General features: G+C 57.9%; 19 protein-coding genes and 2 pseudogenes. 12 read left to right on the plus strand and 9 right to left on the minus strand.

Features of this window, described 5'->3' with window-relative positions; genetic code table 11:
- The first annotated feature begins 4 nt into the window (after positions 1 to 4).
- From ACSBQQ_RS05130 to ACSBQQ_RS05160, 7 genes and pseudogenes are all read left to right on the plus strand, one after another.
- Entirely contained in the window at positions 5 to 1,519 is a 1,515-nt protein-coding gene (locus ACSBQQ_RS05130) for a VENN motif pre-toxin domain-containing protein (protein WP_230118423.1), read from the plus strand.
- 30 nt (positions 1,520 to 1,549) lie between these two features.
- Positions 1,550 to 1,684, plus strand: a pseudogene (locus ACSBQQ_RS05135) (DUF6862 domain-containing protein); the annotation flags it as partial.
- Between the two features lie 126 nt (positions 1,685 to 1,810).
- Entirely contained in the window at positions 1,811 to 2,377 is a 567-nt protein-coding gene (locus tag ACSBQQ_RS05140) for a cytidine deaminase-like fold-containing protein (protein WP_103826727.1), read from the plus strand.
- Positions 2,374 to 2,766, plus strand: a complete 393-nt coding sequence (locus ACSBQQ_RS05145; RefSeq protein ID WP_086556926.1) for a DUF6911 family protein — start codon at positions 2,374 to 2,376, stop codon at positions 2,764 to 2,766. The genes ACSBQQ_RS05140 and ACSBQQ_RS05145 overlap by 4 nt, the downstream gene beginning before the upstream one ends.
- Before the next feature lie 452 nt (positions 2,767 to 3,218).
- Positions 3,219 to 3,449, plus strand: a complete 231-nt coding sequence (locus ACSBQQ_RS05150) for a hypothetical protein (protein WP_223181994.1) — start codon at positions 3,219 to 3,221, stop codon at positions 3,447 to 3,449.
- Positions 3,449 to 3,805: an immunity 8 family protein gene (locus ACSBQQ_RS05155; protein WP_071883814.1), complete on the plus strand. Its 357-nt coding sequence runs from the start codon at positions 3,449 to 3,451 to the stop codon at positions 3,803 to 3,805. The genes ACSBQQ_RS05150 and ACSBQQ_RS05155 overlap by 1 nt, the downstream gene beginning before the upstream one ends.
- A gap of 57 nt (positions 3,806 to 3,862) precedes the next feature.
- A pseudogene (locus tag ACSBQQ_RS05160) lies at positions 3,863 to 4,039 on the plus strand (VENN motif pre-toxin domain-containing protein); the annotation flags it as partial.
- A 63-nt stretch (positions 4,040 to 4,102) separates the two neighbouring features.
- Here the strand turns inward: ACSBQQ_RS05160 and ACSBQQ_RS05165 are convergent.
- The 3 genes from ACSBQQ_RS05165 to ACSBQQ_RS05175 all read right to left on the minus strand — a co-directional run bounded on the left by ACSBQQ_RS05165 (position 4,103) and on the right by ACSBQQ_RS05175 (position 7,704).
- Positions 4,103 to 4,567 carry a surface-adhesin E family protein gene (locus ACSBQQ_RS05165; protein WP_060427984.1) on the minus strand — a complete coding sequence of 155 codons (465 nt, stop codon included), beginning with the start codon at positions 4,565 to 4,567 and terminating at the stop codon, positions 4,103 to 4,105.
- The gene (locus ACSBQQ_RS05170) at positions 4,564 to 5,175 is read right to left on the minus strand and encodes a hypothetical protein (protein WP_033648472.1); all 612 of its coding nucleotides are present in this window, start codon (positions 5,173 to 5,175) and stop codon (positions 4,564 to 4,566) included. Before ACSBQQ_RS05170 ends, ACSBQQ_RS05165 begins: the two co-directional genes overlap by 4 nt.
- Positions 5,176 to 5,637: 462 nt before the next feature.
- Positions 5,638 to 7,704 (minus strand): carbon starvation CstA family protein, encoded by a 2,067-nt coding sequence (locus ACSBQQ_RS05175; RefSeq protein ID WP_033653036.1) that lies wholly within the window; start codon positions 7,702 to 7,704, stop codon positions 5,638 to 5,640.
- Between the two features lie 385 nt (positions 7,705 to 8,089).
- Here ACSBQQ_RS05175 and ACSBQQ_RS05180 point away from each other — a divergent pair, with 385 nt between their 5' ends.
- Positions 8,090 to 9,253, plus strand: coding sequence for a M20 aminoacylase family protein (locus ACSBQQ_RS05180; RefSeq protein ID WP_060435784.1), 1,164 nt, complete (start codon positions 8,090 to 8,092; stop codon positions 9,251 to 9,253).
- A 30-nt stretch (positions 9,254 to 9,283) separates the two neighbouring features.
- Positions 9,284 to 10,594 (plus strand): MFS transporter, encoded by a 1,311-nt coding sequence (locus ACSBQQ_RS05185; protein ID WP_060387807.1) that lies wholly within the window; start codon positions 9,284 to 9,286, stop codon positions 10,592 to 10,594.
- Positions 10,595 to 10,669: 75 nt separating this feature from the next.
- Here ACSBQQ_RS05185 and ACSBQQ_RS05190 read toward each other — a convergent pair whose 3' ends face one another.
- Both ACSBQQ_RS05190 and gloA read right to left on the minus strand, forming a co-directional pair.
- Entirely contained in the window at positions 10,670 to 12,604 is a 1,935-nt protein-coding gene (locus tag ACSBQQ_RS05190; protein WP_039565908.1) for an exoribonuclease II, read from the minus strand.
- A gap of 187 nt (positions 12,605 to 12,791) precedes the next feature.
- Positions 12,792 to 13,319, minus strand: coding sequence for a lactoylglutathione lyase (gloA, locus tag ACSBQQ_RS05195; protein WP_004930603.1), 528 nt, complete (start codon positions 13,317 to 13,319; stop codon positions 12,792 to 12,794).
- A gap of 99 nt (positions 13,320 to 13,418) precedes the next feature.
- Here gloA and ACSBQQ_RS05200 point away from each other — a divergent pair, with 99 nt between their 5' ends.
- Complete coding sequence (locus ACSBQQ_RS05200; RefSeq protein ID WP_033648464.1) at positions 13,419 to 14,273, plus strand: LysR family transcriptional regulator; 855 nt, start codon at positions 13,419 to 13,421, stop codon at positions 14,271 to 14,273.
- A 15-nt stretch (positions 14,274 to 14,288) separates the two neighbouring features.
- Here ACSBQQ_RS05200 and ACSBQQ_RS05205 read toward each other — a convergent pair whose 3' ends face one another.
- Complete coding sequence (locus tag ACSBQQ_RS05205; RefSeq protein WP_039565912.1) at positions 14,289 to 16,595, minus strand: FdhF/YdeP family oxidoreductase; 2,307 nt, start codon at positions 16,593 to 16,595, stop codon at positions 14,289 to 14,291.
- Between the two features lie 282 nt (positions 16,596 to 16,877).
- Between ACSBQQ_RS05205 and dacD the strand changes: the two genes are divergently transcribed.
- On the plus strand, positions 16,878 to 18,047 hold the full coding sequence (dacD, locus tag ACSBQQ_RS05210) for a serine-type D-Ala-D-Ala carboxypeptidase DacD (protein ID WP_049196656.1): 1,170 nt from the start codon (positions 16,878 to 16,880) through the stop codon (positions 18,045 to 18,047).
- 64 nt (positions 18,048 to 18,111) lie between these two features.
- Positions 18,112 to 19,017, plus strand: a complete 906-nt coding sequence (locus ACSBQQ_RS05215) for a LysR family transcriptional regulator (protein WP_060387806.1) — start codon at positions 18,112 to 18,114, stop codon at positions 19,015 to 19,017.
- 88 nt (positions 19,018 to 19,105) lie between these two features.
- Here ACSBQQ_RS05215 and ACSBQQ_RS05220 read toward each other — a convergent pair whose 3' ends face one another.
- The 3 genes from ACSBQQ_RS05220 to sapF form a co-directional block, all read right to left on the minus strand.
- Positions 19,106 to 19,654, minus strand: coding sequence for an inclusion body family protein (locus ACSBQQ_RS05220; protein ID WP_060387805.1), 549 nt, complete (start codon positions 19,652 to 19,654; stop codon positions 19,106 to 19,108).
- A 455-nt stretch (positions 19,655 to 20,109) separates the two neighbouring features.
- On the minus strand, positions 20,110 to 21,294 hold the full coding sequence (locus ACSBQQ_RS05225) for a CMD domain-containing protein (protein ID WP_043147536.1): 1,185 nt from the start codon (positions 21,292 to 21,294) through the stop codon (positions 20,110 to 20,112).
- Positions 21,295 to 21,718: 424 nt separating this feature from the next.
- Complete coding sequence (sapF, locus tag ACSBQQ_RS05230) at positions 21,719 to 22,531, minus strand: putrescine export ABC transporter ATP-binding protein SapF (protein WP_033648455.1); 813 nt, start codon at positions 22,529 to 22,531, stop codon at positions 21,719 to 21,721.
- Position 22,532: the final 1 nt, after the last annotated feature.

Consider the following 22,532-nt stretch of genomic DNA (forward strand, 5'->3'; position numbering starts at 1 on the left):
CCCAATGCGGTGGTGCCGTGAGCGTCAGGCATCGACAAAGGGAGCTGCCATTTGTTCCGTCACGCGATGGCGACGCAGATACTGGAGAACGGACCTGCACTGGCATGAGAACGGCAACGGCCTGACCCATACCGAAACTACCCTGGATACCGGCAGTAATCTCAAGGTGACCAGCGGCCGCGACACCCGGCTGACCGGCGCGCAGGCCAGCGGAGAAAAGGTTACCGTCGACGTGGGCCGTGACCTGACGCTGCAAAGCCAACAAGACAGCGACCGCTATGACGCCAAACAGCAAAACGCCAGCGCGGGCGGCAGCTTCACCTTCGGCTCGATGACCGGCTCAGCCAACGTAAGCGCCAGCAAGGACAAGCTGCACAGCAACTTCGACTCGGTGAAAGAGCAGACCGGGCTGTTTGCCGGCAAGGGCGGGTATGACGTCAAGGTCAAAGAACACACCCAGCTCGACGGCGCCGTTATTGCAAGCCAAGCGGACAAAGAGAAGAACCGCTTCGATACCGGCACGCTGGGCTGGAAGGACATTCACAACCAGGCGGACTACAGCGCGACGCACAGCGGCGGCAGCTTCAGCACCGGCGGGCCGGTGGGCAAAGACCTGCTGACCAACATGGCCGGCGGCATGCTGTCGGGCGCCAACAACAGCGGGCATGCCGAGGGCACGACGAAGGCCGGGGTCAGCGAAGGTACGCTGATAGTTCGCGACAAAGACAAACAGCAGCAGGATGTGGCGCAGCTGAACCGGGATACCGAGCATGCCAACGACGGCAGCATCAGCCCGATATTCAACAAGGAGAAGGAGCAAAACCGGCTCAAGCAGGCGCAGTTGATTGGGGAGATTGGCGGCCAGGCGATGGACGTCATCCGCACGCAGGGAGATATCGCCGGGCTGAAGGCGCAGAAAGACCCGGTGGCGCTGGCGCAGGCCAGGGAGCAGCTTGAGAAGAGCGGTAAACCGACGACCGATGCGGCGGTGATGCAGCGGGCATACGACAACGCGATGCGGCAATATGGCACCGGCAGCGACCTGCAGAAGGCGGCGCAGGCGGTGACGGGGGCGCTGACGGCGCTGGCAGGCAATAACCTGGCGGGGGCGCTGGCAAGCGGCGCCTCGCCGTACCTAGCGACGGAAATCAAGAAGCGGGTCGGTGAAGACAACATGGCCGCCAATGCGATGGCGCATGCAGTGCTGGACGCGGTGACCGCGCAGCTGAATAACCAGTCAGCCGCAGCAGGGGGGCTGGGTGCGGGCGGCGGTGAACTGGCGGCGCGCTACATTGCCGGCCAGCTGTTCCCGGGCAAAACGGCGCAGCAGCTGAGCGAAAGCGAGAAACAGCAGCTGAGCGCGCTGAGTCAGTTGGCTGCAGGGCTTGCAGGCGGTCTGGCGACGGGGGATACTGCGGGAGCCGTGACCGGCGGGCAGGCGGGTAAGAATGCAGTTGAGAATAACTATCTGAGTGTGGAAGAAAAGACGAAGCTTGAGTTAGCGAAGCAGAAACTCTAGAACAGCAAAGATCCGGCAGAGCGTGAGCAGGCCCAGCAGACGATTAATGAACTGCGTGAAAAGGATATCGCCAGCGACAAGAAGGTGATAGAGGCCTGCGGAAATGGTGCGGCAGCCAGTGCGGCCTGTGGTGCGGCGAGACTGGAGGTTATCGCGGCCAAGGGTGAGTATGAAACCGGGCCGTATAACTCGAAGGTGAGCCAGCAATACGCGGATGCTTACGGCCAGATAGTGAACCTGCTGAATATCACCAGTGTTGATGCGCAGAGTCAGCAACAGGTGAAAGATGCGATGGTGAACTATGCCATGGTGCAGCTTGGCGTAGATAAGGCTACGGCAGAGGCTTACATCGAAACCTATGATGGGATGAAGATTGTAGCGGCCTCATTGACTCCTGTGCTTGGTTCAGCGGCAGCGAAACAGCTTGGTAAGATTGTTGATGCGAATCTGAAGGTCGTGGCGAAAGGGAACGTAGATGGTAGTAAGTTTACTGATACTAACCAAGGTATTAGACCTTCACAGTTAGCCGATTTTAATAAACCGACTCTTATCAACGATGTGGTACAGGCCAAGATAGATAAGAGGCCTGATAAAAATTACCCTAATGGAAATATGGGCACCGCTCATGCAGAAATAGGTGTGATTCAGCAAGCCTTTGATAAAGGAATGACTCAAGGGCGTGAAATGGCGATGAGTGTAGCTGGTAAGGAAGTATGTAACTACTGTCTGAGTGATGTAAGAACTATGGCAGAAAAGGCCGGATTAAAGTCACTGACGATATACGAAGAAGCAACTGGTAACGTTCTTTTTTGGCAGCAAGGGATGAAAAAAATAGAGAACCGAGGGCCGGCAAAATGATGAATTATGAACTTTCGTGTCTATTGGCTGGTGAGAAATATGCCAGAAATGAGTCCCCTTTATGGCCCGATGTGCTCGATTTTTTAAATATTTTGAAGAATAGTAGTGGTAGTGTAAATATTAGGATCATTAATGCTCCAGAAGTTGGGCCTGAAAGACTCAGTGTTGAGGCAGAGAATGGCTTTTATCTGGTGACTTTGCTTGAATATGATGAGTCTGGGAGCGATGTAAGGTCTATATGGGATCAAACTTCTTCTTCTGGGGAAAATGTCATGATTCTTGGTAATTACTGGCCGAAGCGGCAGCTTACTAAGGACTTTGATCTTGTTGTCAGGATCTTTAAAGAGTTCTTTGATACAGGCAATGTTTCAATGGATCTTCTGAATTAAAACAGTAACCCCGGTCTTGACCGGGGTTGTGCTTCTAATCTCTAAATCCTCCCACTTCTCGCCGCCGCAACCGGATCACACTGGGCGCAGCAGAGACCTCCAGGTGTTCCGCCTCGGTGATCCCGGGCTGACTTAGCCAGTCGCCAGCGATAACCTGCTCGCCGTTCTCTCGCGCCTGGTCGGCCCCCAAATCTTGCCGCTGTTGGCTGGCCTGGCAGAGTTCGCGCCAGGTGGTCTTATCGGTGACGGTGGTGATCTAGAGTGTGTGATGCTGAAACGTCAGTTGTCATGAGGACCGGGGTAAACTCGAGTGTAGTGATCGCGTCTGCTGAGGCGAAAAACGCCGCCGCCGGCTTGCAGCCGGGAGACAGAGGTGCAGCACAAGGCGCCACCAACACGGCGGGTATCAGCGCCTCCTAATTGGCTCAGGCAGCAAAGAAGAAGCCGATTGCTTGGGTAAAATTTGGGTTGGGGAAGGGGCACGACCAACGAGTGATGGTACAGGGTTAGTAAGTGCCGATGGAACCAGAATTTACCGTTCGCCAAAAGAAAAGCCAAATACTCCAGGTTCGTTAAATCCAACAGGAACTCAGGCCAACTTTGAAAGTTATACAAAGAATATTGAAACAGGAAAAATGGATAAGATTGGTAACGGTCACTTAAACATTTTGGGTGGAAAATAATGAAGGCATCTCTAAGAAGTATTGGCTGTGATTGGTTTGATTTATCAAGCTATCAACCTGAGCAGAATGATTGTTTTCAATTTTTAGCTCATTTATGTATAGGGCCAGTAGGGGAGGAGGGAATCAATCATTTTGATGTTTTTATCTGCACCCCTGAATGGCTCTGCAAGCACCACTGGCTGCCGGAACTGATGCGTCACACGTTGCTGGTACGTAAATACGATTTGGATGAGATAACCAAAACCATCACCGATTACATCGATCAATGTGAAGGCGATGACTGGATGGAGATTGCTCAGAAACTCTCTCGTGTTTTTGCTTGGGAATTCGAAGATTACCAGCCTTACCATCCGTAAGTAGTTGCCTGTCCTTGGCTGGGGTAGTTGCTTTTATGTGTAACTGCCGGCGGCACCTTGTCGGGTGCCAACAACAGCGGGCACGCCGAGGGTACGACAAAAGCCGGGGTCAGTGAGGGAACGCTGATAGTCCGTGACACCGACAAACAGCAACAGGATGTGGCGCAGCTAAACCGGGATACCGAACATGCCAACGACGGCAGCATCAGCCCGATATTCAACAAGGAGAAGGATTAGTGTGTTTGATATATGTCATAAAAGAGGCTCGAAATAAGCCTCTTTTATTAAAGTGGATTGTCAACTTTGTGCGTCGATGGCCTTCTTATATTTCACGCAATAATTTTGCCATCCAATAGCGTCAAGACTGTTATTTTCTGCGATAAGCCACCTGCTCGAACTGAGTGGGTAGGGAACAATCGCTTTTCCCGTTGCATATTTGTCAGAGAAGAAGCCAATGGGGAGTTTTGTGTACTTATTTTCGGTATTGCAATCATAAAGTATTTTTTCTTTTAAGGATTGAAACTTTTTACCAACTACCGTATCCTCTTTAAAGAATGAAATAATCATCTCAAATTGAATAATGTCGCTATTGCCCTGGTAATGCCACGAGTCCATTTTCTTCAGGTAGGTAATCGAGTCGCTTCCCTGGAATAATTTGGTATACCCTGGTGGTGGAGATGTGTCTTTTGATTTTTCGCTGCTACAACCTGATATGAGTGCGAAACCTAAGAGTGTGATGATCAATTGGTTGTATTTTTTCATTTTTTCAATAACCCAGTAAGATATAAGTCTTTGTCAGTAATTTCCCCTTGTAATGTACACATGATACTCACAACACCTTTCTCTTTATTGTCTTCTATTATAAACAATTTTTCTGCTGAGTTCTCTTCTGGTGCTACACCGTCAACGGCTGAGTTATTAGCCATCCATTGGCCATCAACGGTGTTTCGTATCATTGGGTTGTAGGTGTAAATATTTCCAATTTTAACTAGGTTGATTTTCTGGGATAGAATTTTCACAATCTCATTAAAGGATTGAAGGGACTCAAATCCCCAATAGTAGAATTGGCCTTTCACATCAAATGTGCTAATTTCTTTGTATTTATCAAAGTCGGTATAAGTAACAATAAAACTATTAACCTCAATGCCTTCCGGGGATGTAAATGTGGTCGGGAACGATAATTTTCCGGTGGTTTTTAACATGGATATATCTAACGAAGGGATGAGCGACTTTAAATTCCCATCATTCTGTATTTCTTTAAAAAATGATGCATCGCAGTTTGCGAGTGCTTGAATTGTTGAGTTAGCGTTTGCGTATTCTGCAATTCCCATCAATATATAGAGCAAGCATGCCATATGTCTCTTTTTCATAATCATTTCCTTATGTTACGTTTTAAAACAATCTGAAATATAACATAACGATAATGGAAGATCAGCAATGATACCCTTGTGATACTTCAGTTTCTTTGCACTTCGGTAAATGCCCATTGCACCGAAGCTTCTGGTATGTATGTTCCCGAGTAGTCCCTGAAAATCTCCTATCTCCTATCTCCTATCTCCTACCTCCTATCTCGTGTCTTTACTGCACGTTGTGGTCTAGCGTCAGGCGAACGGCATGGCCGGGTGCCAGTCGTGCCATACGCAACTGAGCGAAAGCAAAAAATAGAAATAGCCTAGGCAGGCAAGAAATAAAACAGCTGCAGCAGTCCGTTGATCGGTGAGGCGGAGGCGGATGCCGCCGTAAACGCAATATTGCCCAGCGGCGCGTTAACGGCCCAACCCCTTAAGCAGCGTACTGCTCAAGAGGCCGGCCGTTTCTCCTAACGGTGAGACTCAGCCGCGGCCGGTCTCCTCCCGCAGCGCGGCGCTGACCTCATGCGTCGTCGGCTGTTCGGAACGCAACGCCCGGCGGATCGCGAAGAAAGCGGCGATCAGCATGGTCACCGCCACCAGCATAAAGAACCCGCACAGCGCGGCGTTGATTTGGTTGCTGAATACGATGGTTTCCATGTCTTTCAGCGATTTGGCCGGCGCAATGATCGTGCCTTGCTCGATGCCGGTGGAAAATTTCTTCGCCTGCGCCAGGAAGCCGATGCTCGGTTTCTCATGGAAGATCTTCTGCCAGCCGGCGGTCATGGAGGTCACGAACAGCCAGGCGGTCGGCAGAATGGTGACCCAGGCGTAACGCTGTTTTTTCATCTTGAACAGCACCACGGTGCCGAGGATCAGCGCCATTGACGCCAGCATCTGGTTGCCGATGCCGAACAGCGGCCACAGGGTATTGATGCCGCCGAGCGGATCGACCACGCCCTGATACACGAAGAAGCCCCAGCCGGCCACCGCCACCGTGGTGCCCGCCAGGTTGCCGAACCACGAACGGTTATTGGCCAACTGCGGCACCGCCACGCCCACCAGATCCTGCACCATAAAGCGGCAGGCGCGGGTGCCGGCGTCGACGGCGGTCAGAATGAACAGCGCTTCGAACAGAATGGCGAAGTGGTACCAGAAGGCCATCATCGCCCGGCTGTTGAACACCTCGCTGATGATGTGCGCCATGCCCACGGCGAAGGTTGGGGCGCCGCCGGCGCGCGACAGGATGGAGTTCTCACCCACCTCTTTGGCGATCAGCGCCAGCGTTTCCGGCGTGACGATAAAGCCCCAGCTGTTGATGACCTGCGAAGCATTTTCCACCGTGGTGCCGATCAGCGCCGCCGGCGAGTTCATGGCGAAGTAAACGCCCGGATCCAGCACCGAGGCGCAGATCAGCGCCATGATGGCGACGAAAGACTCCATCAACATGGCGCCGTAACCGATAAAGCGGATGTGGCTTTCACGTTCCACCAGCTTGGGCGTAGTGCCGCTGGAGACCAGCGCGTGGAAGCCGGAAATGGCGCCGCAGGCGATGGTGATGAACAGGAACGGGAACAGGGCGCCGGCGAACACCGGGCCGCTGCCGTCGATGAAGCGCGAAACCGCCGGCATTTTCATCTCCGGCATGGCGAAGACGATGCCGATGGCCAGGCCGATGATGACGCCGATTTTCATAAAGGTGGAAAGGTAGTCGCGCGGCGCCAGCAGCAGCCACACCGGCAGCACCGAAGCGACGAAGCCGTAGATCACCAGCACCCAGGTCAGGGTGGTGCCGTGCAGCGTGAAGAACGGCCCCCAGTAGGGATCTTGCGCCACGTTGCCGCCGTAAATGATCGCCAGCAGCATCAGCACGAAGCCAATCACCGAAATTTCAGCGATCTTGCCCGGCCGGATAAAACGCATGTAGATGCCCATGAACAGGGCGATCGGGATGGTGGCGGCGATGGTGAACAGCCCCCACGGGCTGTCGGCCAAGGCTTTTACCACCACCAGCGCCAGCGCCGACAGGATGATGATCATCACCCCCAGCGCGCCGAGCATGGTGATCACCCCGGCGAAGGCGCCCAACTCTTGCTTGGCCATTTCCCCCAGCGAACGCCCGTCGCGGCGCGTGGAAATGAACAGCACCAGGAAATCCTGCACCGCGCCGGCCAGCATGACGCCGACCAGGATCCAGATGGTCCCCGGCAGGAAGCCCATCTGCGCGGCCAGAATCGGCCCCACCAGTGGCCCGGCGCCGGCGATGGCGGCGAAGTGGTGGCCGAACAGCACCCATTTGTTGGTGGGCACATAGTCCAGGCCGTCGTTGCGGCGTTCGGCCGGGGTCAGACGGCGGTCGTCCAGCTCAAAGACCTTGTCGGCAATGAACCGGCTATAGAAGCGGTAGGCGATGCTGTAGCAGGCGACGGCGGCGACCACCAGCCAGACGGCGTTGACGTGTTCGCCGCGGCTGAGCGCCAGCATGGCGAAGGCGAAGGCGCCGACCAACGCCACCAGCAGCCAGATAAGTCCGGACCTGATGTTTTTCATGAAACAACTCCTTGGCGTACAGAGGTAAAAATCGACGTTGTTATTTGGAATGACGTTTTAACAGTAGAAGTTTTGCCGCTGAACCGCGGCAGGTCGGATGAGAAATGTGAAGCAGGTGGGGTTTTAGTGTAAAAACAAAGTGATGAAACAGCGTTGGCGCAGGCTGCCGCCCACAGAATCCCGGGCAGTTATTCATTCTGCATTTTCGCGGCGCGTACAGCGAATCATTGTCGTTTTTTATCTGGATACGGCGTCTGGCGGATTATTATTTTATCTATCGAGGCGAGCCGAAATAAAATTATTCATGCCGTGTTATACCTTTATTTTCACCCTCAGGTTTATTCATTCACCAAATAAATAATAAAATCACGAAAGGAATGTAATTATGATAAATAAAATCATCGAAGGGTATTTACCGCAGCTCACGGCTATTCGGCACGATATTCATCAGCACCCCGAATTGGGTTTCGAAGAGTTTCGCACCAGCGATCTGGTCGCGGATTATTTGAGTTCGTGGGGTTATGAGGTGCACCGCGGATTGGCGGGCACCGGCGTGGTGGGCACGCTGCGGGCGGGCGACGGCGTGAAAAGCCTCGGGCTGCGCGCCGATATGGATGCCTTGCCGATCGAGGAGAACACCGGCAAACCCTGGAGCAGCAGCGTGGCCAACCGCATGCACGCCTGCGGCCATGACGGCCATACCACCATGCTGCTCGGCGCCGCCCGTTACCTGGCGCATACGCGCAACTTCAACGGCACGCTGCACCTGATTTTCCAACCGGCGGAAGAGATGCTGAACGGCGGCGCGCGCATGGTGGAACAGGGGCTGTTCGAGCGCTTCCCCTGCGACGCCATCTTCGCCATGCACAACATGCCGGGCATGCCCCTCGGTGAGTTCTTTTTCCAGCATGGTCCGTTTATGGCCTCGATGGATCAGTTCAACGTGCGGGTGCAGGGGCGTGGCGGCCACGGCGCCATCCCGCAGCTGACGATCGATCCGGTGCTGGTGGCCTCGCATATCACCGTTTCCCTGCAGAGCATCGTCTCGCGCAATATCGATCCGCTGGAAGCGGCGGTGATCACCGTCGGCAGTATCAAGGCCGGTGAGGCGGCCAACGTGATCCCGGACAGCGCGGAGATGAAGCTCAGCGTGCGCTCGCTGGATCGCCAGGCGCGCGCAACCTTGCTGGCGCGCATTCCGGCGCTGATCGAGGCGCAGGCGGCAAGCTTCGGCGCTCACGCGGTGGTGGAACATGTTAACGGCACGCCGGTGCTGGTCAACGACGAAGGCATGACCCGTTTCGCCCACCGCGTGGCACAGCAGCAGTTCGGCGCCGCCCGCGCGCACTACGGCACCCGGCCGCTGATGGGCAGCGAAGATTTCGCCTTCATGCTCGATGCGCTCCCGCAGGGCTGTTACCTGATCATCGGCAACGGCGATGGCGAAGGCAGCTGCATGGTGCATAACCCGGGATATGACTTTAACGACGGCTGTCTGGCGGCCGGCAGCCATTATTGGGTAGCGTTGGCGGAAGCGTATTTAAAATAAACGCGAAAAATAATAACAGGGAAGATAATGATGAGTGAAAATACGGCTGAAACTCAAACGGCAATAATATCGGCCCCGAACGCCAGCGGCAAAAAGATCATATTCGCCGCCTCTTTCGGTAATGCGCTGGAGTTTTTTGACTTCGGTATTTATAACTTCTTCGTTATTTACATCAGCATATTGTTCTTTCCACCGTCCAGCGATCCGCATTTGGCATTGCTGTTGGCGTTCGCGACGTTTGGCGTCAGCTTCTTCATGCGGCCGCTGGGCGGCATTCTGATTGGCGCCTATGCCGATCGCTGCGGCCGCAAACCGGCGATGATCCTGACGATTTCCTTGATGAGCCTGGGCACGGCGATGATCGGCTTTGCGCCGACCTACGCCAGCGCCGGCTACTGGGGAACCGTCACCTTGGTAGCGGCGCGCCTGATCCAGGGCGTGGCGGCGGGCGGCGAAGTAGGGGCGTCGATGTCGTTGCTGGTGGAGTCGGCGCCGCCCAACCGGCGCGGCTTCTATTCCAGCTGGTCGTTGGCGACGCAGGGCATCGCCACTGTGGTTGGCGGTGTCACCGCGCTGGCGCTCAGCGCGGCCTTGCCGGTGCTTTACGGCGAGCCGAACGCCATGGCCGAGTGGGGATGGCGTATTCCTTTCTTTATCGGCGTGGCGCTGGCGCCGCTCGGTTGCTGGCTGCGTCTCGGGCTGGAGAGCGATCGGCCGTCGGTGCCGCGGGTGCACGAGCCGCCTGCACAGTTGCGCAAGCACTCGCGGGCGGTGGTGCTCGGCGTGATGCTGACCATCGGCGCCACCGTCGCCACTTACATCTCGATGTATTATCTCGGCACCTACGCGGTGAAATACTTGGGGATGGCGCAGGCCTACGGCTATGCCGCGATGCTGCTGGCGGGGCTTGTCACCTTCGGCGGCAGCCTGCTGGTCGGGCACTGGTGCGATCGTTACGGCCGCCTGCCGCTGATCCGTTGGTCGCGGATCGCGATTCTGATCGTGGCCCTGCCGGCGTTTTGGTGGCTGAGCGCGGTGCCGCATCCGGCGGTGCTGTTGCTGATAGTCGCGCTGCTGGTCGGGTTGACCACGCTCGGTTCGGTGCCGACCATGCTGATGATTTCGGAGCTGTTCCCGCAGCGCATTCGCGCTTTGGGGTTTGCGTTGGTCTACAGCCTCGGAGTGGCGATCTTCGGCGGTTTTGCCCAGTATATCGCCTCGCAGTCGATCGCGCTGAGCGGCTCGCTGCTGGCGCCCGCCGTCTATTTGATGCTGGCGACGCTGGCTTCGCTGGCGGTGCTGCCGCTGCTGCGCGAAACCGGCGGCGAGCCGCTGCGCTAGCCGGAATGAGGCGAAAAAAAACGCCGGCGGTTTTCACCGTCGGCGTTTGGCGCTGCTACCGTTTCAGGTTGGCGTTCAAGCCGCCGGGCGGGCGATCACGCTGCGGGTTTCCATGCGCACTTCGGCGATGGTGACCTGCAAGGTGTCGCTCTGGCGGTAAACCACTTCACCCTTGATCTGCACGGTGCCGGTTTCCTGGCTGCACTGCATCTCGTCGCGCACCGCGTGAATAAACGGTGCCGGAATGAAGGCAACCGCGCCGTTGTCCAGCAGGCGCACGCGCAGGCCGCCGCGGGTCACGTCGATGATCTCGGCGTTGAAGCGGGTATCGGTACCGGCCTTGTCCTGCAGGAAGCGAGCGTACAACCAGTCGCCGACGTCGCGCTCCGCCATGCGGTTCAGGCGGCGGCGTTCCGCCAGCTGTACCGTCACGTCATCCTGCGGTTTTTCCGCCGGCTGCTGGTTGATGATCGCCTTCAGCAGGCGATGGTTGACCATATCGCCGTATTTACGGATCGGCGATGTCCAGGTGGCGTAAGCCTCCAGCCCCAGACCGAAGTGTGGCCCCGGCGTAGTGCTGATCTCCGCGAAGGTCTGGAAGCGGCGGATGCGGCTGTCGAGGAACTGGGTCGGCTGCGCGTCCAGGTGGCGGCGCAGTTCGCAGAAACCGTCGAGGGTCAGCAGCTTGTCGGCTTCGGCTTCCACGCCGTTGGCCTGCAATACGGTGACCGCTTGCTCGACCAGCGCAGGATCGAAACCGGTGTGCACGTTGTACACGCCGAAGCCCAGGCGATCGCGCAGCACGATGGCGGCACAGACGTTGGCGGCGATCATGCACTCTTCAACGATGCGGTTAGCGCTGCGGCGCTGTTCGGTAACGATCTCCAGCACGTCGCCTTTTTCACCCAGCACGAAGCGGTAGTCCGGGCGATCTTTAAACACCAGCGCATGCTGGTGGCGCCAGGCGTTGCGCGCGTCGCAAACGCGTTTCAGCAGGGCTACCTGCTGTGCGATGGCGTCGCTCGGCGGCTGCCAGCCGGCAATGCCTTCCAGCCAGTCGGACACTTCGTCGTATACCAGCTTGGCTTTGGATTCGATCTCGGCGGCGAAGAACTGAATATCTTCGCCCAGCGCGCCGTCGGCGGCGATGGTCACGCGGCAAGCCAGCACCTGGCGGCGCTCGTTAGGGCGCAGCGAGCACAGGTTGTCCGACAGATCGCGCGGCAACATCGGGATGTTGAAGCCCGGCAGGTAGTTGGTGAAGGCGCGCACGCGGGCGATATCGTCCAGCTTGCTGCCTTGCTCGACGTAGGCGGTCGGATCGGCGATGGCGATGGTCAACTGCAGCGAACCGTCGCCGTTGTCGGTCACGTACAGCGCATCGTCCATGTCTTCGGTGCTGGCGCTGTCGATGGTGACGAATTCGAGCGCGGTCAGATCTTCACGCGCCGACGCGGCGGCCGGTTCGCTGAGAGCCAGCATCTCCGGCGCCTCTTTTTCCAGGTTGTGACGCGCCAGCGTCACCCACCACGGGGCGAAATGGTCTTCACCGTCGGTGATAAACTGGGTCAGATCGGCGTTGAAGCCGCGATCGCCTTTCAGCGGATGACGGCGCATTTCCGCCACCGCCCAGTCGCCGGCCTGGAAGTTGTGGGTCAACTCACGCACCGGGCGGCACGGAATCGCCTCTTTCAGCAACGGATGATCGGGCACGATGGACAGACGGTCGTCGCGCTTTTGCACGCGGCCGACAAAGCGCGACAGGAACGGCTCGACCAGGGTTTCCGGCTCGGCGATTTCGCGCTCTTTCTCGGTGTGCAGGGTGGCGATAATGCGATCCCCGTGCATGACTTTCTTCATGTACGGCGGCGGAATGAAGTAACTTTTTTGACCGTCTACTTCAAGAAAGCCAAAGCCTTTCTCAGTCCCTTTCACGACGCCTTCAACGCGCGGGGTTTGAGAGTGAAGTTGCTGTTTAAGCTGCGCCAGCAGCGGGTTATCTTGAAACATATCGTCCAGTGAATGGGTTGTGAGTGGCAAGATTTGCGGCTGACAGTTTTACGCGAATCACCCGCTGCGAGCAAGCCTAACGTCACTGAACCCCGCGTTGCCGCGCGATTTTGCGCAAGATTGGTCAATCGAAACGCTATCGATGAAAAACCCCGGCGCGAGGGCCGGGGTGGAGGGCGGGTGACCGTCAGTCTTGCAGCGGCGTCGGCTGCAGGATTTCAATCCAGTAATCGTCCGGATCGCGAATGAACGCCACGTAGTTCATGCGGCCTTCATGCAGGCGTTTCTGGAAGGTGACGCCGAGGCGCTCAAACCGCTCGCAGGCGGCGCGCACGTCCGGCACCGTGACGCACAGGTGGCCAAAGCCGCGCGGCTCGCCGTTGCCGTTGTGATAGTGGAAATCCGCCTGATTTTCGGTGCCGTGGTTATGGGTCAGCTCGAGAATGCCCGGCTGGCTCAGCGCCCAGCGTTTGCGCTCGTCGTCGTCCTGCGGGATCTGTTCACGCGGGCTGCGCGTCAGGTAGCAGATGGTGAAGGCGGCTTCTTCGAACGTTTCCAGATAAACCGGGGTAAAGCCCAGCACGCGGGTGTAGAAATCCAGCGCCTTGGTCAGATCCTTCACGCGGATCATGGTGTGGTTGAACACGTAACCGTCGGTTACCGCATCCGGTTGGGCCGCCACGCCGGGCAGCGTCAGTAGGTCATTCAGTGGCATCAGAGATCCTCCTCAGGGTGTCGGCAGACTGTAGGTGAAATCGATGCTAATCTAAAGTGATTGTTTTTAACTAAAACACTAACTAAAAGTGAATGATAGATGAAGCTGAGCCAGCTGAAGTTTTTCTGCACCGTGGTGGAACATAAAACCATCGCCGCCGCCGCGCGCGAGCTGCACTGCGTGCCTTCCAACGTCACGCTGCGGCTGCGCGAGCTGGAGGAGTCGCTGGGCGGCGAGCTGTTTTTCCGCGACAAGAACCGGCTATACGTCAATCCCAAAGGGCGGCTGTTCTACCAGCAGGCGCGCGACATTGTGGCGCAGGCGGAGCGCAGCAAGCAGCTGTTCGCCGGCGAGCACCAACATGGGCTGCTGAACCTCGGGGCGCTGGATTTCTCGCTGGTCAGCCATTTGCCGGCGCGCATTGCCCGGCTGCGCCGTTTACAGCCTCATCTGCACATCAACGTGCTGAGCCGCGACTCGCTGGTGCTGGAACGCATGTTGATCGACAGCGATCTCGATCTGGCGATCACCGACGGCCCGATAGAACATCCGCTGCTGGCCAGCCAAAAGGCATTCGACGAACGGCTGGTATTGCTGATGCCGGCCGATGCCGGGGAACCCGACGCCGCCACGCTGGCGCCGCTGGAGTTTTACACCTTCAGCCGCGAATGTTCGTTTCGCCTGAAGGTCGATCACTGGCTGGCCTCGCGCGGGCTGAAACCGCGCATGACGCTGGAAATGGAGTCTTATGCCGCGATGGCGGCCTGCGTGCAGGCCGGTTGTGGCGTCGCCTGCGTACCCGGTTCGTTGCTGCCGCTGATCTTGCCGGCGCCGGGGCTGAAGGTGGTGGAAATGGGTGAGGAGGGGGTGAGCGACCTGTACTTCGTCTGGCGACGGCATCAGCTGTCCGACGAGTTGCAGACCATCCTGGCGATATTGGCGCGCCCGGGGTGAACCGGGCGCGCGTTTTCAGGCGATGCGCAGCGAAGGTTGCTGTTCGCTGCGGCGGATCACCACCGGAATCGACTTCGAAGTCGGCGTGCCGGTACCGTCGCCGAAGCTGGCCAGCGGCACCAGCGGGTTGGTTTCCGGGTAGTAGGCCGCCAGGTTGCCACGCGGAATGTCGTAACTCACCAGCTTGAACCCGTCCACTTTACGCACCACGCCATCGTTCCACAGGGTTTCAATCTCTACCCGTTCGCCATCCTGCAGGCCCAGCGCCGCCAGATCCTCCGGATGGATGAACAACACTTCGCGTTGGCCGTAAACGCCGCGATAACGGTCATCCAGACCATAGATGGTGGTGTTGTACTGATCGTGTGAGCGCAGCGTCTGCAGGGTAAACGGCGCTTGCTCGCCGCCCAGCTGCGGGAACAGGGTGGTCGGCAGCGCGGCGGCGCTGAATTCTGCCTTGCCGCTTGGCGTGGCGAAGCGCAGTTCGGCGGCGGCATTGCCCAGGTAGAAACCGCCGGGCTGGTCGCAGCGCCGGTTGAAATCCTCAAAGCCGGGAATGGTGGCGGCGATATGATCGCGGATCAGCGAGTAGTCGTCGGCCAGTTCCAGCCAGTCCAACTGCTGGGTGCCCAGCACCGCGTCGGCGATGCCGCAGACGATCGCCGTCTCCGAACGTTGGGTCTCCGCCAGCGGTTTGCCGATGCCTTCCGAGGCGTGCACCATGCTGAACGAATCCTCGACCGTAATGTACTGCGAGCCGCTGGCCTGCATATCCAGTTCGGTGCGGCCGAGCGTCGGCAGGATCAGCGCGTCTTTGCCGGTCACCAGGTGGCTGCGGTTAAGCTTGGTGCTGATATGCACCGTCAAATCGCAGTTGCGCAGGGCGCGGGCGGTGCGCTCGGTGTCCGGCGCCGCGGCGGCCAGGTTGCCGCCCAGCGCGATCAGCACTTTCACTTCGCCGCGCAGCATCGCTTCGATCGCTTCCACCGTGTTGTGGCCCAGCGCGCGGTTGGCGGTAAAGTTAAAGTGGCGCTCCAGGCTGTCGAGCAGCGCTTTGGGCGACTTCTCGTCGATCCCCATGGTGCGGTTACCCTGGACGTTGCTGTGGCCGCGTACCGGGCACAGGCCGGCGCCCGGTTTGCCCAGTTGCCCGAACAGCAGCTGCAGGTTGGTGATTTCGCGCACCGTAGCAATGGAGTGTTTATGCTGCGTCACGCCCATCGCCCAGGTGCAGATCACCCGTTCGGCGCCCTGATAGGTGGCCGCCGCCTGGCGCAACTGCGCCTCGCTAAGGCCCGACTGCGCGGTAATGGTTTGCCACTCGGTGGCGTCTACCTGCGCCAGGTAAGCTTCTACGCCAACGCTGTGCCGTTCGATAAACGCCAGGTCGAACAGGGCGGGCTCGCCGGCGGCCAGACGCTGGCGGTGGGTTTCCAGCAGGGCTTTCACCATGCCGCGCACCGCCGCCATATCACCGCCCAGATTCGGCTGGTAATAGGAAGAGCTGATCGGCGAGGATTTTGGCGTCAGCATCTGTACCGGATCCTGCGGATCGGCGAACCTTTCCAGCCCACGTTCGCGCAGGGTATTGAAGCTGACGATGCGCGCGCCGCGTCGGGCGGCGTTTTTCAGGCTGTGCAGCATGCGCGGGTGGTTGGTGCCGGGGTTTTGACCGAACACGAAGATGGCATCGGCCTTTTCGAAGTCATCGATGCGGATGGTGCCTTTGCCGACGCCGATGCTCTGTTTCAGCCCAACGCCGCTCGCCTCGTGGCACATATTGGAACAGTCGGGGAAATTGCTGGTGCCGAGCATGCGGCCGAACAGCTGATAAAGGTACGACGCTTCGTTGCTGGCGCGGCCCGAAGTATACAGCTCGATCTGGTTCGGGTTGTCCATGCCGTTGATGTGCTTGGCGATCAGCGCCAGCGCATCCGGCCAATGGATAGGCTCATAGTGGTCAGTTTCGGCGTTGTAGCGCATCGGATGGGTGAGGCGCCCCTGATACTCGAGGAAATAGTCGCTTTGCTGCTGCAGGCTGCTGACGCTGTGGGCGGCGAAGAACTCTGGCTCGACGGCGCTGCGCGTCGCTTCCCAACTGACCGCTTTGGCGCCGTTTTCGCAGAAGCTGAAGGTGCTGTGGTTGTCGTCGCCCCAGGCGCAACCGGGGCAGTCGAAGCCGCGTGCCTTGTTGACGCGCATCAGGTTGCGCATGTTTTTTAGCGTTTGTTTACTGTCGAGGACAAAGCGGGTGGTGGCTTCAAGCGAACCCCAGCCGCCCGCTGGGCCGGTATAAGGCTTGATTGACGGTTTGAATTTCATGGTGACACTTCGCAGGTGGTTGTAGCTAAAAAGTAAACGCTTTTTTATGCGTCTTGCGTATTTATGTCACAAGTTTAGGGGCGCTGCGGGGTGGCGTCTAATCGAATGGGGCAATGGCGGCATAGAGCGCATCTATCGCCGGCGGGCGGTGCCGTAAACAAATGGTTGCATAAAGACACCCGCTGCAAAAGAGTAATGGTTTCGTCTGAAAGTGAATTCATGCAGTCTATCTCGCGGATTATATTGGCATTTTATTCAGCCTGCGGGCCTGAGGAACACAGCGTGAAGCGTTCAGTATCAGTGGTGATCGGCGGCATATTGCTGCCTTTAGCGGCGCAGGCGGCGGAAACGACGCCCAATTTTCCTACCGTGACCCCGCCGGCGATAGACGCCGCCTCTTACGTTTTGATGGATTACGCCACCGGCCAGGTGTTGGCCGCCGGCAATGCCGATGAACGGCGCAACCCGGCCAGCCTGACCAAACTCATGACCGGGTTGGTGATCGACCACGCGCTCGATCAGCACAAGATTGGCCTCGACGATGTCGTCACCGTGGGGAAAGACGCCTGGGCGCAGGGCAACCCGGTGTTCAAGGGGTCTTCGCTGATGTTCCTGAAGCCAGGTGACAGGGTCACGGTGCGCGATCTCAGCCGCGGTATTATCATCGATTCCGGCAACGACGCCTGCGTGGCGATGGCCGATTATGTGGCGGGCAGCCAGGCTAACTTCGTCAAGCTGATGAACGAGAAGAGCGCGCAACTGGGCCTGCAGAACACCCATTTCGAAACGGTACACGGGCTGGATGCGCCGGGGCAGTTCACCACCGCCGGCGATCTGGCGGTGATTGCGCGTGCCATTATCATGAGTGAACCGGCGGAATATCATATGTACAGCGAGAAGTCGCTGACCTGGAACGGTATCACGCAGCAGAACCGCAATGGCCTGCTGTGGGATAAGACGCTGCACGTCGATGGGCTGAAAACCGGGCACACCGCCTCGGCCGGCTTCAACATCATCGCCTCCGCCACCGAAGGGGATCGCCGCCTGATCGCCGTGGTGATGGGCGGCAAAAGCGCTAAGGGGCGTGAGGAGCAGGCGCGTAAGCTGTTGACCTGGGGGCTGCGCGACTTTACCACGGTACACCTGTTCAGCGCCGGGCAGAGCCTGGGGGAAGAGCCGGTCTGGTACGGCGCGGATCACCGCTTGCCGGTCGGCAGCGCGCAGAACCAGTCGCTCAGCCTGCCAAAAAACGAAGCGGACAAGCTGAAGGCGCAGTACGTAATCAATACCGCACGGCTGGAAGCGCCGATTGGCAAAGGGCAGACCGTCGGCGAGATCCGCATCAGCGACAATGGCCAGGTGGTGAAAACCCTGCCGCTGGTGGCGCTGCAGGCGGTGCCGCAGGGCGGCGTGTTCTCGCGCCTCGCGGATTACGTGAAGCTGAAGCTCTGACTCACCGGGCGGGCGACGGCGCCCGGTGGTATACTGATGCGAATGCCGATCATTGAGCCGCGCTATGGATATTAAACAACTGATTTATTTGTGTAATTTAGAACGGGAACGCCACTTCGGCCGGGCGGCGGAAGCCAGCTTCGTCAGCCAGCCGACCCTATCCATGCGATTGAAAAATCTGGAGAAAGAGCTGGGCGTTTCGCTGATTAACCGCGGCAACCATTTCGGCGGTTTTACCGCCGAAGGCGAGCGGGTGCTGGCGTGGGCGCGTGAGATCGTCTCGGTCTACCAGGGGCTGAAGCTGGAGGTGGAGTCGCTCAAGCACGGCTTGCACGGCACGCTGCGCCTTGGCGTGGTGCCGCAGTGCAGTATCTCGGTAGCGGAAATGCTCAAGGCGGTCAGCGCGCGTTACCCGCATCTCGATTACCGGCTGGCGGTGCTGAGCGCCGATCAACTGCTGGAGGCGCTGACGGCGCATACCGTTGACATCGGCATCGGCTTTTTCGAGCTGTCGACCTTAAAGGAGCTGCATTTCCAATCGCAACCGCTGGTGGAAACCGGCGTCGAGCTGGTATTTCATCCGCAACACTTCCCTAAGCTGGTGGGCGACACGCCGTTGCCGCTGGAAGCGGTGGCCGCTTTGCCGCTGTGCCTGGCCGAGCCGACGCGTTATTTCCGCCGCTATCTCGATCAACACTTCCGCGACGCCGGGTTGACGCTGCACACACGGCTGGAGACGGCCTCGATCTTCCAACTGCTGGAGGGGATTTTCGTCGGCCTGGGCTGCGGGCTGTTCCCGCGCGGCCAACTGCAATCGCCACTGATGCCGGCGTTGCAGCGTCGTCCGGTGGCCATCGGCGCCATGCCGCGTCATGCGGCGGTGGTGGTCGATATGGCGGAGCGCGCCACGCCGTTGGCGCAAAAATTCTTCGACGCCGCCAGCGAGTGGCTGCGTCGGCAAAATGAATAGAGACGTTTAAGTTTACCCGATGTTTCCGCAACGATTATGGCCCCGAGGGGCCATAATCATGTGGTGCCTAACGGTCGATGGAATAAGGTTAATTGCTGATGGTAATAGTCGGATCCCAATAGAAATAACCCAGTAATTTTTGATCGCCGCCGTTTGGCCGATAATAAAGGCCAAATTGGATGCAATAATTTTCCGTGCCGGTATTGCTGATGTCCGCCTGGATGAACCAATAGGTTTGGTTGGTGAAGGTGACGGGGAACACGGTATTTTGCGCCGGCATCATCGAGCTGCGGGTGTACATTTTGAAGGTCGGGTTGGAAAAGACCTGGGTACCGCTGCCGAACTGCGGCAGCCCGTAGATCAGCACACTGGCGTCGAAATTGGCGGATTCTGAGGTGCCGGTCCAGCGAATGACGTCGCCGACATTGGCTTTAAAGTTCAGGTCCGCCGTACCGGAACCGCCGATCACCTGTTCGGAGGTGACGACCATATAAGCGTATTGATGGCCGATACCTGTTGGGTTGCTGGAGTCCTGACTGGGGTTGTTATTCTCGAATGCTTCTATCAGGGCATCGGTATCGATGACGACAATCACGTTAACGATACTGTTGCTGGATTTAAGTTCTTGCTCAGACATGGGGTTACCTCACAATATTTTTTTGCTGTGATGGAAAATCAAAAAATAATGGGGTTGACGGCGAGCGTTTATTTTTAGTGAATATTTGAAATGGAAATCACAACGTCGCTATCGGCTTAATCATAGAAACTAAACAGCAAGCCCACCACTGCTGAAAAGTTAGAGGCGTTAATGTGTTTCTCTATTAATTAGCAGGGTTAAAACCTTGTTTTACTGCTTCTGCGATGAGAACGGTTACATAATTGAGCGAGGGCGCAATCTTTCTATTGCTTTGTTTGCAGACATAATTTTGACGAGTCGTTATTTTCGCGAACGGCAGGAAAAAACGAATCATAATTCTGATAAGTACTATTTTTTCGGATTTATACTTTATCAGTTCATCTTTTGCTGAAGTTTTTAGCCAAAATAGACCAAAGAGAGTTAACGGCGAAATTAGCCGTCAACTCAGTGATAGGTCATTGCGCCGGCTGTGCCGGCTCTGCATCGCCCAGCGTTTGGCGCAGGCGGTTTTCCCAGGCGTAGAGCGCGGCGGTGAGGATCACTTCCAGCGCCTGCGCCTGATTCAGGCCGCTGTTGAACAACGGCTGCACGCTCTGCGGGGTGAATTTCTCCGGAGCGCGCGTCAGCTCGGCGGCGGTGTGGATCACTGCACGTTTGACCGTATCGTCGGTATGCGCCAACCCCTGAGGCAGCCCGGCGAACAGCGCCTGCGTCAGTCCGTCATCCTGCAATTCATGCGCCACCGTAGCCGCGCAGTAGCGGCTGCCGTTGATGCGCGAGACCGCCAGCGTCGCCAGCGCTTTCAATCGGCCCGATAACCCGTATCCTTCGGCATTGATGCCGTTAAACACGCCGTTACGCTCGCGCAGCGCGGCGGCATCGTGCGCCAACAGCAAATAATAAGATTCGGCGCGCGCCTGCGGGTGGCTCTGATCCAGCACGTCAAGCTGTTCGGCGGCGGCGGCTTCCGTGTCGATTGTCGGCAGACGAGCAGTCCAGCTCAACTCGTCGGCACTGAAATCGACGCCATCGGCGTCTTCGACGTTCGGGAAGCCGGGCACCACCACCGCCGGGCGGCCGGCCAACGCCGCGACGCCCGCCACTACGCGCGCCTGATAGCTGACAAAACCGATCGTCTGAGAGAAGGTTACGATATCCGCCGGGCTCAGCCCGACGTCGCCGAGCTGTTGCAGCGCCCTGCGGCAAATCAGCGTGGGCTGGCTGGCAAGCTGGCGGGCATATTGGGTGATTTGAGCAAGACGGATATTGCTTTCCCGGGAGGCGTCCGGGCTGTGCAGCGGGGCGAGGCGGGCGGCGTAGTGGCTACAAAGCGATTGCACGCCCGTCACCTGAGCGACGGTCAACGCGGTGCTAAGGCGATCGTATGGTGACAATGTCACGTATCGTGACAGCGACACCTGGTCGGGAAACAGCGTGTGGTAACCGGCCAGCGAGGCGTTGAATACCCCGGCGCGGGCGCTGAGCGCTGCATTTAGCGCTTCGTCGGCGAAGGCGCCCAGCCCCAGCAGAAAACGATCGCGCAGGGTGGCCGCCTGCGGCTCCAGCGGCGCATCGCCCCGCACGCTGCTTTGGGTTTCGTGATACCACTGGGCATTATGTTGTCGACGGAGTCGTTCCATAGGGTCAATCCTTAATCATGAGCAACAGCCACCGGTGCGTGCGGCAGCGGCGGCTGGACAAAGAGTCAACATGCCCGCAGGCGGGGCGAAAGGCAGATTTAGCGCAGCTCATCGCAGCACAGCGCGTGGCCGTAAACAGAGAAACCGGCGGCCAGCGTGAGCAGAAACTGCGTGAGACGGCGATGGCGAAGGCTGTTCATCAGTGCGATATCCTGTCGTATGAGAGGCTCAACGTAGGGGATATCCTCACCGATCGCCCTGGCGAGATAAAATAATGTTACGGACTAATCAATAACTGAAAGGAATAAAATATAAGGATATATAACAAGAATGTAATTTGTATTTGCGTTTTCTGGCGTAGCGGCAGGCGCGTGCGGCAATAAAAAACCCGCCGCAGCGGGTTTATTGCAGGCCAGGACGGGCCTCAAAAACGGCCGCCGTCGCGCCGCCAGGCGTCGGCGGTCAGCGCCTCGCCGAAGTGGCTGGCGATAAGGCGCTTGGTCAATTCGTGCAGCGGCGCCGCCAACACCTCGGCGGTGCTGCCGCGTTCGACGATTTCTCCTTCGTGCATCACCAACACCTGGTCGCTGATATGCTTCATCATGCCGAGGTGCTGAGTGACGTAGATATAGGAAATACCGTGTTTTTCCTGCAGTTCCAGCATCAGGTTGATGATTTGCGAGCGCATCGACATGTCCAGCGAGGCCAGCGCCTCATCGGCGACGATCACCTTCGGCTGCAGGATCAGCGCACGCGCCAATGCGACGCGCTGTTTCTGCCCGGAAGCCAGCATGTGCGGATAGTAGTAGGCGTGATCCGGCAGCATGCCGACCTGGCGCAGCGTCTGGTTGATGCGCTGCTCGCGTTCGGCGGGTTCCAGACTGGTGTTCAGCCGCAGCGGCGCGTCCAGCAGCTGGCCGATGCGCTGGCGCGGGTTGAGCGAGGTGCTCGGATCCTGAAAAATCATGCGAATGCGCTGGCTACGGTAGCGATAATCGCCGAATTCCAGCGGATGATCGTCGATCAGCAGTTCGCCGGCGGTCGGTTCCACCATGCCTGAGAGCATCTTCGCCAACGTGGATTTGCCGGAGCCGTTCTCGCCGATCACCGCCAGCGTCTGGCCTTCGCGCAGGGTAAAGCTGACGGATTTCACCGCCTCGACGTGCTGACGGCGAAACAGCCCGGTGCGATAGCGGTAGGTTTTGCTCAGGTTGCGCACTTCCAACAGCGTTTCCATG

The organism is Serratia sp. G204Y (assembly GCF_051172435.1).
Taxonomy (GTDB): domain Bacteria; phylum Pseudomonadota; class Gammaproteobacteria; order Enterobacterales; family Enterobacteriaceae; genus Serratia; species Serratia sarumanii.